Source organism: Natronorubrum texcoconense (assembly GCF_900100335.1).
Classification (GTDB): Archaea; Halobacteriota; Halobacteria; order Halobacteriales; family Natrialbaceae; genus Natronorubrum; species Natronorubrum texcoconense.
In genome coordinates, this window is sequence record NZ_FNFE01000001.1 from 128,102 (window position 1) to 142,385 (window position 14,284).

Below are 14,284 nucleotides of genomic sequence, written 5' to 3' on the forward strand. Positions count from 1 at the left end.
GTACTCTTTATACATTATAAGAATTGTCGAAGCGGATAGCATCGTCCATCGGGGAAGACAACGCGGCTGGAGTCCGAGCAGCTGTGTGGACGTCCTCCCGATCCCATCGACGCCGTAACCGACGACCACGTTCGGTCTCCGCCGGACATTTAAATACCAACCCGGCCATACTCCGTGACGTATCAACCGATGGCGTCCCCTCCACCAGGTCTCGACGGGACCTGCAAACTCCTCTCCGAACCTGTACCCAGCACTGAGCTATTCGACCGCGTTGCGGCGGAGTACGCCACCCTCGCCGACGAGTACGGTCCCCGGAACGTACTGGTCCTGAAACGCCACCCTGCGGGTCTCGAGTCGCTCACCGAAGCCCTCGCCGGCATCGATGCCACGAGCGGTTCGCCTCGATCGCCGCGCGTCGAGTCCCTCCCGGAACACGCCTCGAAGGTGCTCGAAGCGTACGATCCGACGCTGGACCGACTCGAGTACGAGGAGCGTATCGAACTCATCTCGCTGGTGATCGACGGCGCCAGCCGCGACGTTCCCGAGTACCTCGAGCGGGCGGCGAACCACGAGAGCTTCGCCCGCGACGTCGGGCAGCTGCTGCTCGAGGCGACGCGCCAGCAGCTGCGACTCGAGGACGTGGCGGACCGCGACCCACACGACTCTCTGGCCTTCCTCTACGCGATGAACGACCGGTTCCACGCGGAACTCGAGTCACGGGGGTACGTCGAACGAGCGGACGTGATCCCGCGGACCGTCGAGTTGCTCGAGTCGGATACGGACGGGCTCCGCACGCGCGTGACGGACTCGATCGACGCCGTCCTCGCCGTCGAGTTCGAGGAGTACCGCCGACTCGACCGACGGTACCTCGCCGCACTCACGCGAGATGCGGACCTCGTCTGTCTCGGAGAGCGCCACGCCAGCGTCGAACGCACGCGCGTCGAACCGGGCTGCATCGAGGATCTCGTCGGGGACGAGCTCGAGGTGGAGATCGTCGACTCGCGGCTCGAGCAACCCGACGACGACCGCGTCACGACACCACCGCACCACGCGATTACGCGGCTGTTAGCGACGGGAGCGCCGCCGGAACCGGCAGAAACCGGTGGACGACAGTCGGTCGGCACCGGCGACCGAGTCGAAACAACGGAGCGCGGACGGGCCCGACGCCTTCGGTCCCGAACGGCCCGCGATCAGGTCGGCGCCGTCGCGAGCGAGATTCAGGCGCTTCGGGATCGCCACGACTGGCGCTTCGACGCGTTCGCCGTCGCCGTCCCGCGGATCGAACGCGTCCCCGAAACCAGACGACAACTCCGCGAGGCCGGGATTCCGACGGCGACGATCGGCACGCCCTCGCTCGCCGAAGACCCGGTCGTCCACGAACTCTACGCGTTCGTGACGCTTCAGTGCGAACGCGAGCGCGACCCCGACAGAATCGACGCCGAACTCGTCGACGCCGTCACCGATCGCGCCGCTCGCGGTCGAGACGGGACGGCGACGACTGAACCGCGAGACGTCTCGATCGAGCGCCTTCACGCCCGCGTCGCCGACGTGACGCCCGAGTTACTCGCGTCCTGTACCGACTCGAGCGTCGCCCGATCGCTCGAGCGCTGGATCCGACTGACGGACCTGAAGGGACGCATCGCCCGCGAGGAGGCGTGGGTCGACGCCCGCGAGCAGTACGCGAGCGTCCGTCGGGTGCTCGAGATCGCCCGGTTCGTCGAGGAGACTGACCTCGTCGGCCCGGACTGGCAAGGGCTGCGGCGGATGCTCCGGCGAACCATCCAGTACGACGCGCCGTACGTCCACGCCGTCGAGGCCCAGCCGCCGACGGGCGGCGTCACGGTCTGTGCCGTCGACGACTGTAAGTACGACTCCTGGGAGACCGTCTTCCTGCTCGATCTGCTCGACGAGAACTATCCCGGCGAACAGTTTCTCACGCAACTGTTCCCGACGGCGTGGCTGCGCGGAATGGACAGCTATCCCGCGGTCACGGATCCGTCCGTGAACGACGTACGGGAGACGTTCGCCACCGTCGATGCCGACGACGATGACGATACCATCGCGGACCCGTTCACAACCTATCACGCCCAGCGATCCCGACGGCGACTCGCCCTCGGCACTCGCGCCGCGCGAACCCACCTCTACTGTTGCTCGTACGAACGGGGCTCGGGCGGCCTGCGTCGGACGTACGACGAGTCGCGCTACCTGCAACTGATCGATGCGACCGCGGGTCTCGACCTGCCGGACGTCGAAACCGATACCGCCGCGGCGATCCACGGCGAGACGAACGCCCTCGAGGCGTTGCTCGCCCAACCCCACGGCGAACTCGAGCGGATCCTCCGGGAGGCGAGCACCGGCGGCGAGGCCGACCTCGGCGCGACCGAGGAGCTGTTCGAGGAGATCGCAGTCGTCCTCGAGGACGGCGACATCGACCCGGAGTTGGCCGAAGCCGTCCGTTCGCAGTTCGAGTTCGCCGCGGGGGAGGTGGTGCGGGATGACTGAGGGGGACGCCGAAGTCGACTCGAGGATGCGGAGTCCGGGAACCGACAGCCTCGACGTCGACGGGCTCGAGACCTACCTCCACTGTCCCCGACGGTACGAGTTCGCCCACGTCGACGGGCTCGAGGGGAGCGACGACGGGACGACGATCGACGACCGGATCGCCCTCTTGCGAACGGCGATCTGCGACGCGTTACGACGCGGCGAGACGGGCCGCGAGGCGTTCGCCGACGCCGCAGGGGAGCGACTCGAGGCACTGTGGGCCGACCACGACGAGCGCTTCCACTCGAGGACACAACGGCGACACGAACGACGGGTGCTCGAGGCGACGCTCGAGGCGTACGTCGAAACCGTCGGCGTCGACCATGCTGAGGGGGTCGAGCGACTGACGGCCGAGTCGACCGACGGCGAGCTGGTCGGTCCGGATCTCCCGCTCTCGAGTACTGTTTCGCTTCCGGCGACCGAGACCGACACCGAATCGGTCACGATCGACGCAAGCGTCGACTACGTCTACGCCGACGGCCGATCGATCGTCGGCGTCCAGTTCGTCCCGACGCTCAGATCGCTCGGTCTCCTTCGGTACCGGTCCGACTGGGAGCGAGGGATCGCCGAACGGTTTACCGACCACTTCGATCCGGACGCGGGCGTCTTCGATCCGTCGTTCGTCGCCTCGCTCTTCGAGACGGCGGTCGTCATCGACGGACTTCGAACCCGCTGTCAGCAGTTGGGCCTCGAGGACCGAACCTGCCGATACGTCCAGATCCCCCTCGCCGATCGCTCGGGGACCGCGATCAACTGGGTCCGCGAGACGGTCGAGACGAGCCTCGAGACGAAGGATCTGACCGACGGCTACATCGACCACCACACCTACGGAATGACCCACGAACACCGAAACCGAACGGTCGACGACCGACTCGCGGACGTCGTGAGCGAGATCGCAGGTGACGCGTTCGATCCGACCGATCGCTGGGACGATATCTCGAGCGACGCCTGTCCGGACTGTGGCTACACGGTCTGTTGTCAGGACTACATCGCGGAGGAGGTGCGATTCGATGGATAACCCGAATCGAGACCGGACTGTCGACACGGACGACGGTAATTCCGAGAGCGACTCGCTCGATCCCAAGGGGAACCAGCCTGCCGTCATCGACAGCGAAGCGGCCTGTACCTCCGTCGATGCCGGTGCGGGGACCGGGAAGACGACGACGATGCTCATGCGGATCGAGCGGGCGATCGAACGCGGCGACGCCGATCCAGAGGACGTCCTCGTCCTGACGTTCGCGAACGAGGCCGCGGGGAGCATTCGGGACGCGGTCGCCGATCGACTCGACCCCGAAGCCGCCGCGGCGATCGACGTCTACACCTACCACTCGTTCTGTTACCGGTTGGTCCGGGAGTACGCCTACTACCTCGGCTACTCGCCGGAGTTCGACGTCGTCACCGAGCGCAAGCGCCGTCGGATCGTCGGCCGACTGCTCGCGACCAACGACTACGACTTCGCGACCGTCGGGCGGGGCTCGCCGGACGACCTCGCCGCCGGCGTCGATCGATTCATCCAGGCCATGAGCCAGGAAGACATCACGCCCGAGCAGCTGGAAGCGCAGCTTCCGGCGGTGCGAACCCTCGAGCTCTGCAACGAGTTCGTCCTCTGGCTCGAACGGACCGCGAGCGACGAACTCTCATTCGATAACGAGGCGCTGCGCTACTTCAACGCGGACGACCACCTCGAGGCGTCACGGCAGTCGCTGGTCGGCTACGGGAAACTCATCACCTACTGTCGCGAGAAGATCGCGGAAGCCCCGGCGGAGTTCCGCGACGACGACGTCGTCCGCGACGTCGATCGCTACCTCCGGGTGCTCCAGCAGTGCGTGACGAACACGATCGAGGTGCTCTCGCTCGAGGAGCCGACGACGAAACAGCTGCCGCGAGCGCTGTTCGGCAACGAGATCTGGCGCACCGCGACGAGTCGGATCGAGCAGAGCCCGTTCGGTCGGCTGAAACACTACGTCGAATTCATGCGCCTGGCGCGCCACTACACCGCGGTCTACGCCGACTACCACGAGCACCTCGAGGACGAGCGAACGCTGGACTTCGACGAACTGGTTCGGACGGCGACCGAGCTACTGACGGACGACGAGATCGCGACCGAGATCACGGACCAGTGGACGCAGGTCTACTGCGACGAGTTTCAGGACACCGACGAGACGCAGTTCGCCCTGATCACCGAACTCACCGACGGCTCCGACCGGCCCGACCTGCTCGCCATCGGCGACAAGGATCAGGCGATCTACGGCTGGCGGGGCACCGACCGGGAGGGGCTCGACCGGCTCGCCGAGACGTACGACGATCACGAGGCGATCGAACTCGAACTCAACTTCCGGTCGCGTCAAGAAATTTTGGACCTCACGAACCACTGCGACTACGGACCACAGTCCTCGAAGACGCTCCGCGAAGTCGGAAGGGAAACGGGCGAGTACGGAAGCGGAGCGGACGCCACAACCGAGAACGGAGGCAACGCCACGGACGAGAGCGGAAGCGACGCCGCGACCGAAATCGAAGACGGCAACGCGGAACAGCTGCCGGATCGCGTCGTCAAAGTCGAGAGCGACGAGATCGATCGGCCGACGGCCGAACAGGTCGCGACGACCGTCTCGCGGCTGTTGAACGACGAAGCGGAGAACGTCCCCAAACGCTCACTCGAGGATATCGCCGTCATCGTTCGGACGAATCGTCACGCGCAGGCAGTGGCTGACGAACTCCGCAACCGACAGATCCCCTACGAGATTTCGGGCTCACCGCGGGGCGAAATCTCGCCGGGAATGCAGACGCTGCTCTCGTACTTTCGCGTGCTCGTCGATCCGACCGCCGACGCTCACCTTCGGCGCGTGTTGCTCTACCGATACCGGCTCACAGAGAGCGATCTCGCGACGCTTCAACAGCGCGACGGGTCGCTGTACGACGCGGTTCTGGACTGCGAGCCGGACGAACTCGACCATCCGGATCGGCTCGAGCGGGCGCGCGATCACCTCGCCGAACTGGAGACGCTACGGGACGTCTACCCGCTTTCGGGCTTCATTCGCCGGTTCCGCGAGGTGACGCGCCTCGAGTGGTTCCTCACGAGCGACGAACGCGAGGAGTTCCAGCGCCTGGAACGGTTCGTCGAGGCCTACACCGCCGATTCGGTTGTCCAGACGCTGACGCCGGCGTTCGTCGACGCGCTCGAGGGAACCCTCCGCGGGAGCGGGAGCGAACGAACCCGCGGCACCCAGTCGTCGGACTCGATCGACGTGATGACGGTCCACCAGGCAAAGGGGCTCGAGTTCGACACCGTGCTCGTCCCCTATCTCTCGGACGAAGAGTGGTGCGTCGATCGCGATTACGCCGAACGCGCGCGCTATCGACTGCTCGCGGCGACGCTCGACGACGAGGTGGACTCGCCGCTGCTCGCGAACCTCGCAGCCGAGACGGTCGGCGAGGAGTGGCGCGTGCTCCACGTCGCGCTCACGCGCGCCGAAAACCACCTGTTCATCTTCGGCGCCGAGTACGAGTACGACGGCGACGAGACCGAACTCGGCGTCTCGACCGCCGAGGCCTGTTTGTCGAACGAGATCGAGTGGTCGGTCGCCGGTCAGCGTATGAATCTCTGGGCGTCGCTGACCGAGAGCTTCCAACGGGTTCGAGAGACCTACCCCGAAACGGTCGTCGACCGGACTGAAGAGATCGGTCGCTCCGCCGGCATCAGCCCGGGAACGATCACCTACTACGCCGGGTACGAGGATCGGTTCGTCGAACCGCTCGAGACGCGGGAGGCGATCGAGACGGTACACCGATTAGGTCGGCAATTGCGCAGCGGGACGCTGTTGCCGGCAGCCGACACGGCGAGCCACGGCGGATCCGTCGGTGCCGATTCCGGCCACGGAACGAGGCGACAGGTGCCGACCGGCCGTCGACCGTCGGCGCTTTCGACCGACACCGTCCGATTCCCCGTTGAGACGCTCTCGAACGCGACCGAGGTGCCGGCCGCGTTGCGCCACAGCTACACGGCGATGGAGACCCACGAGACCTGTGCGCGGAAGCACTACCTCGATCACGTCGTGCGAGCGATCGGCGATGCGACCGAGCCGTCCGGAGAGTCGGCGGACGAGGGGAACGAGGGAGACGACGAGACGGGATCGAGGATCGTCGGAACGATCTTCCACGACGTCGCCGAAGAGGCCTTCTACCGCGACTATCGGACTCGTGAGGAGTGGCGCGAGGCCGCTGTTCGACAGCTGACGGCCCGGGATCTGCTCGAGTACCGCGAGGCCGTCCTCGCCTGTGTCGATCGCTACTTCGAGGCCACCGCACCCGCGTTCGACGAGCGGATCGCCGACTGGGAACAGCTCGCCGCGGAGCTCCCGTTCGCACTCGAGGACGTGGCCGGGGTGAACGGCGAGGTCGTCGGCTTCGTCGATTCCGTTCGTCGGGCGCCCGACGGCGACGTCGTGATCCTCGACTACAAGGCGACGACCGATCGGATCGACCCCGACGAGGCGACGCAGTTGGCGCTGTACGCTCGCGCCTGTGAACGGCGGTTCGACGAACCGGTCGCTGCCGTCGGCTACGTCTACGTCGGCGCAGTCGGCGGACCTCGAGTCGATCTCGTGGCACCCGAGAAACTCCCACCGTGGCCGTCGGTGCGCGAGACGCTCGAGGCGGTCGACGATCCGTCTTTCGACGAGACGACGCCCGGCGACCACTGTCAGTACTGTCCGCATCGATCGCTGGGTTGTGGTCCCGCGGAGTACACGGCTGACGCGCTCGCCGCGTTAGGGAGCGATATCGCCGACGACGATTGAGCGGCGTCGACGAGCGCGTTACAGGGACATTAGAACCACCGCGAGCACGGCGAACACGATTCCCAACCCCTTTCTGAGCGTCAGCGACTCCTCGAGTGCGAGAATGCCGATCACCGAACTGACCGCGATGAACAGGCCGTATATCGGGACGACGACGCTGACGGGACCGAGGGCGAGCGCTCGGTAGTACGCCAGCAAGCCGACGGCGAGCAACACCCCCCAGCCGACGATATGTGGCAGTTTCGGATGCGAGAGATACTGATGGGGGGACCGTCCCTGATAGACCAGCAGACCGCCGAGGAGGACGAGCATGACCGTGTTCGACATGAAGACCGCCGTCGTGCTCGGAATCGTCTCCATCGCGACCTTCAACAGCGGTGCGACCAGGCTGTACGCGACGAACGCGACGAACGAGAGCAGCAGATACCCTCGGTTCATTTGCCATCACCCGCGCTACAGACGATCGCGAGCACGGCACAGACGATTCCAGCCGCCCGGGTTGCCGACATCGTCTCGCCGAGAAAGAGAATGCCGAGTATCGAACTCCCCACGATGAACATGCCGAAGATCGGGACGACGACGCTCACGGGACCGGTCTCGAGGGCGGCCGTGTAGGCCAGAATGCCGACCGTAAGGAAGGCTCCAGCGACGTAGACGTAGCCGGCTTCGACCGCCACCGCGTGAGAGAGGTCGGCGGTTCCGGTCAGGACCATCACGCTGCTCGCGATCACGAGAAAGACGCACGTCGAGAGAAACAGCCCGGGCGTTGCCGGGACGTCCTGCATGATAACGCTCGTGAGGGGTGCGACGAACGAGTAGGCGAGGAGTGCTATCAAGACCCACAGCAAATACTCCATACCACGATGGTACTGGCGGTGCGGCCTTAAACGCCACGAGAACGTCGCGAATCGATACTGACACTTTATTTTCCGCCAGTCGAACGAATTCGTATGATCGAAGCAACGCTGTGTTTTCCGAGGCGCACGCGCGATACCGAGAGCGGCACCACGGAGGAGGTGCTTCTCATCGAGAAACGGCGCGGGCTCGGCGAGGGCTGGTACAACGGCCCCGGTGGGAAACTCGAGGCCGACGAAACGCCCCGCGAGTGTGCCGTTCGCGAGACTCGCGAGGAAGTAGGGCTCGAGATCGATCCCGAGTCCCTCGAGAAGGCGGGCGAACTCACCTTTCTGCTGGACGGCGAGGAGCACACGTTCTGTCACGTCTATCGGACGCGCTCGTTTGCGGGTGAGCCGACTCCGACCGAGGAAGCCCGACCGGAGTGGGTGGCTGTCGACGACGTCCCCTACGATCAGATGTGGGAAGACGACCAGTTCTGGCTACCCGGCGTCCTCGAGGGGAAGACGGTCGTCGGCGAGTTCCGCTTCGAGGGCGGGCCGCCGCTGGACGAGGCGGCGTTCGTGGGTCACGATCTCGAGTGGAACGAGCACCTCGAGCCGACGGACACGTGAAGTAGCAGACGATTTGTCACGAACGTGCAGGTAGAGCGCGTGCGGTGCCATTATATGCGGAGCAGGCGCAATACCACGGGCTTTAGCCCGTGGATACGCGCCGTCACTTGATGACGCCAGCTACCAAGAACAGCACGGCTGGATATTCCACCGTTCTCAATCCTAACTTTTACAATAAAAGTGAGAATAAGTGATTAGGTTCGTGCTGTCTACGACAGAGCGAACGGGCGGTGGGAACTGCATCTCGTCTGCAAAGACGAGATCGAGACACCCACCGCACCCGGCAACGAGACCGCAGGAATCGACCTTGGAATCAGCAACTTCGCCGCTGTCGCGTACAGCACGGAAGAAGCCGACCTGTATCCCGGCAACCGCTTGAAACAGGACGGATACTACTTCCCGAAAGAAATTGCCAAATGTGATGACAGCGGTGGTGAACGAGCTACGCGGTTGCATCACAAGTGGTCGGAACGCCGCACCCACTTTTTCCACGCCTTAGCGAAGCACATCGTCCAACGATGCGTGGAGAACGGCGTTGGCCGCATCAACGTCGGTGACTTGGAGGGAGTCCGAGAGGACGAGAACGGGGACTCAAAGAACTGGGGTCAGCACGGCAACCTCGACTTGCATGGGTGGGCATTCGACAGGTTCACTCACATTCTCACCTACAAAGCGAAGATTGAGGGTATCGATGTCGTGGAAGTGTCCGAGCGAGACACGAGCAAGACGTGTTGCATGTGCGGTAGGGAAGATGATGACCAGCGTGTTGAGCGCGGGTTGTACGTGTGTGAAGAGTGCGATGCGGCGGTCAACGCTGATGTGAATGGGGCGGAGAATATCCGTCTCGACGTAAACCAAAGTAACTCCGAGTCTTCGGCCAGTTTGGACGAGGATAGGAGTACCGGCTGGTTGGCACAGCCCGGAGTCTACCTTCATGACTTGTCCAACGGATTCCAACCGAGGGAACAAGTGGTAGACTGCAAACCCTAATATCCCAACTACGGTCGGGATTCCTCCGCGTGAACGCGGAGGAGGATGTCAACGGATGACCCGCCTGCCGAGTACAGGACGAATACTCTTTTACCCTTTTCTGGTAGCCCGAGTCGAGAACATGACCGATACGACTCGTCGACGGACGCTCGTCGCTGTGGCCACCGGAACTGTCGGCGCACTCGCGGGCTGTCAGGACCTCTCGTCCGACGACGGCTCCGACGCCGAGACCGACACTGAGGAAGAGATCTTTTTGAACGGGTCGGAAGCGGACGACGATGGCGACGAGGACGGTGACGTCACCGTGGCGGAAGATACCGACGACGACATCTCGGTCGAGGGAACGGTCGAGGTCCTCGCCGACGTCACGGTCGACGGCTCGGTCGAAGCCGCCAGCGTGCTTCTCGAAGAGGATGCCGCGGTCGACGGAACGATCGACACCGGCGGTACCGTCGATCTCGGTGAGGACAGCGAAGTCGACGGGGACGTCACTGCCGGCGGTGACGTGACGACTGCCGAAGACGCGGAGATCGATGGCGCGATCGATACCGACGGCGCCGTCATTCTCGGTGAGGACAGCGAGGTTGACGGTGACGTGACGGCAAGCGGATCGGTGACGACCCGTTCAGACGTGGAGATCGACGGCTCGGTCGACGCCGGCGGAGAGGTGTATCTCGGGAACGGCACCGAAGTCGACGGCGACGTGAGCGGCGAGTCGGTCGACGAAGGTGACGACGTCGAAATCGACGATGACGATGACGACGATGGGATAGGGTGGTTCAGCTTCGGCAGCGATGACGACGAGTAAGTCGAGCGGTCTTTTCACAGGTCGCCGGAGTTGCCTCGCGAGAGGGAACACAGGTTAGGACCCTTCCACGAGAGAATTGTTACAGCCGTAGAGAACCGTTGTTTCCACGCAGTGGGAGAGTTGGTCGTCTGAGTACGGGACTAATACTCTTTTATCCCTTCGTGATAGCCCGACGTGAGAGCATGACCGAGACGACTCGTCGGCGGCCGGTCCTCGCAACGATAGTCGCAACTGTCGGCGCACTCGCAGGGTGTTTAGACGAGACGTTCGACGAGGACCCCGACGAGGACAGTGGCGACGAAGAAGAAGAGATGTTCGGGGACGACACGGAGGACATCGGCGACGACGCGGACAGCGACGACGATACCGACGCGGACGACGAAGAGAGTGACGACGACAGCGATGGATCGGTGGACGATGAAGACGACGACGGGGACGGCGAGGACGAGGAAACCGACAACGAGGATGATGAAGAAGACGATGACGACGAGAATGGCGATGATGACGATGACGATGATGGCGAAGATGATGACGACGACGATGACGATGACGGCGAAGATAATGACGACGACGATGACGACGATGACGATGACGGCGATGACGATGACGGCGAAGATGATGACGGCGAAGATGACGACGACGACGATGACGACGATGGCGACGAAGACGATGACGGCGATTAAGAAGCCGGTCGGTTACTGATCGGCGTCACTCGAGTCTGCTCACACTCAGGGCTTCAGGACGACCTTTCCAGAGCTTTTGCGATCCTCGATGTACTGGTGGGCCTCGGCAGCGTCCTCGAGTGCGAACGACTCGCCCAGAATCACCTCGAGATCGCCGTTCGTCAGTCCCTCGGTGAGATCGGGAACGGCTTTCATCACTGTACTCGGGTCGTGATAGGAGGCCTGTCCGAGGTGGAACCCCTTGATCGTCTTGTTCTCGAAGAGGAGCCGCCGGTTCTCGATTTCGCCGGGGACGCCGCTGGCGACGCCGTAGGTGACCATCCGGCCGAAGTGTTTCATGGCGTCGAGGCTGCGCTCGAAGACGTCGTCGCCGACGCTCTCGAGGACGAGGTCGACGCCCTCGCCGTCGGTTTCCTCGTCGACGATTTCGCGGAAGTCCGTCTCCGTGTAGTTGATCGGGTGGTCACAGCCCAGATCTTCGGCGAGGTCGAGCTTTTCCTGCGTGCTCGCGGTGCCGAAGACCTCCGCGCCGTGGTTCGAAGCTAACTGCACGGCAGCCGTCCCGACCCCGCCCGCGGCGGCCTGGATAAGGACCGTTTCGTCCGGTTCGAGTCCGCCCCACTCGAACAGACAGCTGTGGGCGGTGAGAAACTGAACGGGGAAGCCGGCGGCTTCCTCGAAGCTCATCCCCTCCGGAATGGGAAAGAGCATCTGGGCGTTCGCGACGGCGTACTCGGCGTATCCGCCGGTGTTGAGCATCGCGACGACGCGGTCACCCTCGTCTAAGCCGACGCCCTCACCGGTTGAATCGATCGTTCCCGCGGCTTCCATTCCGGGGACGTAGCCCGCGTCGGGACCGCCCGGATAGACCCCGCGGCGTTGCATGATGTCCGCGAAGTTGATCCCGGCTGCCTCGACCTCGATACGAACCTCGCCGGCACCCGGCTCCGGGAGGTCGGCGTCGGTGGCCTCGAGCTGGTCGCTGTCGCCGTACTCCGTTACCTCGATAACTCGCATACGTTTCCATTTGTAACGCACTCGCTTAAAGGTCGGAGAACGTGGAAGAACTGGTCGGCCGTTGTCGGCGGGCGATCCGACGGGAACAGCCGAGACCGGTTCCGACGGACGCGACTACTCGGACCAGCCCTGGTGGGTGGGGTGGAGATCGGTTTCGTCGTGATTCGCTCCGTGCTCCCAGACGTCGCCGGTTCCGTCGCTCGGCCCGCGACGGGTCTTCCACTCGAACGCGCCGGGATCGTCGATAGTGACCTCCCAGACGTTGCCCTCCGTCCAGGTCCCTTCGACGCCACTGCCCCAGTTCGTGAGTTCGTCGGTGCTTCCGGTGAAGTAGACGGAGTCGCCGTGACCGACGTCGACCGTCATCTGCAACGTCATCTCGCCGGACTCGCCGTTGTCCTCGTCATCATCGTCGTCCTCTCCGGGAACGTACATAACCCAGCCGTCGGACGGAATCTCGATCGTGACCTGCCCGCTGCCGTCGGTGGTGACGGTCTCACCGCTGCCAGTCTCGTCGACGAGGGTCTCGTCGCTCCAGGCGGTTTCGACGGTGTGTTCTGCCGCCGAACTGCCCTTGTTGATACCGGCCAGCAGGTTGCCGTCGCGTTCGAAGACGTATGTGTCGTCGTCGACGTGGCGGTCGATCACGTCGCCGTGTGCGAACTCCTGCGAGACGGCGACGAGGTCTCGGAACGCCTCGTCGTCGAGTTCGGTCCGGTCCTCGGGCCCGGAGCGGTACACCATCGGCATCCCCGCGTACGCGAGAATGAATACTTCCGCGAGTTCGACCGCTCGGCCCTCGGGTTCGTTCGCCTCGACGCCCGGACCGACGGTATCGTGGTTTTGTGCGAAGGTAACCGCGACGTTCGGATCGTGGTGTACGACGCCGTTGGCCGCGTCCTGGGAGAGCCCCTCCATGCTGCCGCCCTCGAAGGCGTCGACGATGGCATCGTACAGCGGGAAGTCGAAGACGGTCATCCCGGTGTCGGCGAACTCGAGCAGCCGATCGATATCGTAGTCCCAGATCTCGCCGACCCGCCAGAGGTCGAGATCGTCCACGAGCGCGTTGATCTCGTATTCGAAGTACCACGGCCAGACGTGGCCCGCAGCGTCGTACCGAAGCCCGTCGGCACCCAGATCGGCGATCCGCTGGAGATAGTCCCGATGGGCGTCCTGTACGTACGAGCGTTCGACGTCGAACGACGGCAGTCCGAGGAGATCGCACTCGTACTCCGCGGCCTCGCCGTCCAGTTGACAATCCTCGCCCAGCGTGCCGTTGTCGTGGAAGTGCTCGTCGCGGTCGAACTGCGGTAACTCGACGTGGCCGTCGGGACCGTCTGCGGCCGCCATGTGGTTCAACACGACGTCGACGATGACCTCGATCCCGTGGTCGTGGCAGGTCTCGATCAGCGACTCGAGTTCGCTCTCGGTGCCGAGGGTCGAGTCGAGATCCGTCAGGTCGACGGGCTGATAGCCGAGCGGCGGATGTGGATCGCGAAAGCCGAACGGCGACGTTTCGTCGTAGAACCCGTACTCGCCGTCGTACGAGAGGTCGTCCCAGTCGAGTTTTCCCCGCGCCGGCTGCTGGATCCAGATCGCGTCGACGCCGACCTCCTCGAGGCGGGCGACGTCGGCTTCGATATCAGTCCACTCCGCGTGGAAGTACTGGTAGGCGACCGTCCCGTCCTCGGCGTCGGGCCGGTCTGGCAGCGAGTTCGCGTTGACTGCTCCCAGCGACGCGCCGCCGATCGCCAGCGTTCCGAGGGCTGCGCTCGTCTTCAGCAGCGTTCGCCGTTCGATACCGTCCGCACGGGTATTCTCACCCTGTGTGTGGTTATCTCCCATTGCACCCGACGATATAATGTATGATGTAATAAAACATAATACTTTTATCTCCCGTTCGAAACGGAATAGTATTGGTGAGGAATAGTCGTGTAAAATTACGTCTGGTAAACACTCTCAGCCAATCACTGTCGGTGG

The 14,284-nt window shown here is 64.0% G+C and carries 10 protein-coding genes and 1 pseudogene; 7 read left to right on the forward strand and 4 right to left on the reverse strand.

The genetic code is table 11. The features are described from left to right. Positions 1 to 189: 189 nt before the first annotated feature. From BLT08_RS00580 to BLT08_RS00590, 3 genes are read left to right on the forward strand one after another with little or no spacing between them, the layout of a single operon-like run. On the forward strand, positions 190 to 2,502 hold the full coding sequence (locus BLT08_RS00580; RefSeq protein WP_090302866.1) for a PD-(D/E)XK nuclease family protein: 2,313 nt from the start codon (positions 190 to 192) through the stop codon (positions 2,500 to 2,502). Continuing rightward, positions 2,495 to 3,559, forward strand: coding sequence for a PD-(D/E)XK nuclease family protein (locus tag BLT08_RS00585; RefSeq protein ID WP_090302867.1), 1,065 nt, complete (start codon positions 2,495 to 2,497; stop codon positions 3,557 to 3,559). Before BLT08_RS00580 ends, BLT08_RS00585 begins: the two co-directional genes overlap by 8 nt. Then, on the forward strand, positions 3,552 to 7,337 hold the full coding sequence (locus BLT08_RS00590; RefSeq protein WP_090302868.1) for a UvrD-helicase domain-containing protein: 3,786 nt from the start codon (positions 3,552 to 3,554) through the stop codon (positions 7,335 to 7,337). Before BLT08_RS00585 ends, BLT08_RS00590 begins: the two co-directional genes overlap by 8 nt. A gap of 18 nt (positions 7,338 to 7,355) precedes the next feature. On the opposite strand, the gene BLT08_RS00595 is transcribed toward BLT08_RS00590, so the two are convergent. Both BLT08_RS00595 and BLT08_RS00600 read right to left on the reverse strand, forming a co-directional pair. Further along, complete coding sequence (locus BLT08_RS00595; protein WP_090302869.1) at positions 7,356 to 7,775, reverse strand: EamA family transporter; 420 nt, start codon at positions 7,773 to 7,775, stop codon at positions 7,356 to 7,358. Further along, positions 7,772 to 8,194: an EamA family transporter gene (locus BLT08_RS00600; protein ID WP_090302870.1), complete on the reverse strand. Its 423-nt coding sequence runs from the start codon at positions 8,192 to 8,194 to the stop codon at positions 7,772 to 7,774. Before BLT08_RS00600 ends, BLT08_RS00595 begins: the two co-directional genes overlap by 4 nt. A 93-nt stretch (positions 8,195 to 8,287) precedes the next feature. On the opposite strand from BLT08_RS00600, the gene BLT08_RS00605 reads away from it, so the two are divergent. From BLT08_RS00605 to BLT08_RS22790, 4 genes and pseudogenes are all read left to right on the forward strand, one after another. Continuing rightward, entirely contained in the window at positions 8,288 to 8,806 is a 519-nt protein-coding gene (locus BLT08_RS00605) for an 8-oxo-dGTP diphosphatase (RefSeq protein ID WP_090302871.1), read from the forward strand. A gap of 198 nt (positions 8,807 to 9,004) precedes the next feature. Then, positions 9,005 to 9,796: pseudogene (locus BLT08_RS00610) on the forward strand (RNA-guided endonuclease InsQ/TnpB family protein); the annotation flags it as partial. Positions 9,797 to 9,917: 121 nt separating this feature from the next. Then, positions 9,918 to 10,604 carry a polymer-forming cytoskeletal protein gene (locus BLT08_RS00615; protein ID WP_090302872.1) on the forward strand — a complete coding sequence of 229 codons (687 nt, stop codon included), beginning with the start codon at positions 9,918 to 9,920 and terminating at the stop codon, positions 10,602 to 10,604. 182 nt (positions 10,605 to 10,786) lie between these two features. Continuing rightward, positions 10,787 to 11,287, forward strand: a complete 501-nt coding sequence (locus BLT08_RS22790) for a hypothetical protein (protein ID WP_090302873.1) — start codon at positions 10,787 to 10,789, stop codon at positions 11,285 to 11,287. 45 nt (positions 11,288 to 11,332) lie between these two features. Here the strand turns inward: BLT08_RS22790 and BLT08_RS00625 are convergent, their stop codons facing one another. Together BLT08_RS00625 and BLT08_RS00630 are read right to left on the reverse strand one after the other, a co-directional pair. Next, positions 11,333 to 12,304, reverse strand: a complete 972-nt coding sequence (locus tag BLT08_RS00625; protein ID WP_090302874.1) for a quinone oxidoreductase family protein — start codon at positions 12,302 to 12,304, stop codon at positions 11,333 to 11,335. Between the two features lie 114 nt (positions 12,305 to 12,418). Continuing rightward, positions 12,419 to 14,149, reverse strand: coding sequence for an alpha-amylase domain-containing protein (locus tag BLT08_RS00630; RefSeq protein ID WP_090302875.1), 1,731 nt, complete (start codon positions 14,147 to 14,149; stop codon positions 12,419 to 12,421). Positions 14,150 to 14,284: the final 135 nt, after the last annotated feature.

What these genes read in the sequence shown, in the direction of transcription:
- BLT08_RS00590 (WP_090302868.1), top strand. Translation starts at nt 3,552, where the DNA reads ATGGATAACCCGAATCGAGACCGGACTGTCGACACGGACGACGGTAAT.
- BLT08_RS00615 (WP_090302872.1), top strand. Translation starts at nt 9,918, where the DNA reads ATGACCGATACGACTCGTCGACGGACGCTCGTCGCTGTGGCCACCGGA.
- BLT08_RS00605 (WP_090302871.1), top strand. Translation starts at nt 8,288, where the DNA reads ATGATCGAAGCAACGCTGTGTTTTCCGAGGCGCACGCGCGATACCGAG.
- BLT08_RS00625 (WP_090302874.1), bottom strand. Translation starts at nt 12,304, where the DNA reads ATGCGAGTTATCGAGGTAACGGAGTACGGCGACAGCGACCAGCTCGAG.
- BLT08_RS00585 (WP_090302867.1), top strand. Translation starts at nt 2,495, where the DNA reads ATGACTGAGGGGGACGCCGAAGTCGACTCGAGGATGCGGAGTCCGGGA.
- BLT08_RS00630 (WP_090302875.1), bottom strand. Translation starts at nt 14,149, where the DNA reads ATGGGAGATAACCACACACAGGGTGAGAATACCCGTGCGGACGGTATC.
- BLT08_RS00595 (WP_090302869.1), bottom strand. Translation starts at nt 7,775, where the DNA reads ATGAACCGAGGGTATCTGCTGCTCTCGTTCGTCGCGTTCGTCGCGTAC.
- BLT08_RS00580 (WP_090302866.1), top strand. Translation starts at nt 190, where the DNA reads ATGGCGTCCCCTCCACCAGGTCTCGACGGGACCTGCAAACTCCTCTCC.
- BLT08_RS00600 (WP_090302870.1), bottom strand. Translation starts at nt 8,194, where the DNA reads ATGGAGTATTTGCTGTGGGTCTTGATAGCACTCCTCGCCTACTCGTTC.
- BLT08_RS22790 (WP_090302873.1), top strand. Translation starts at nt 10,787, where the DNA reads ATGACCGAGACGACTCGTCGGCGGCCGGTCCTCGCAACGATAGTCGCA.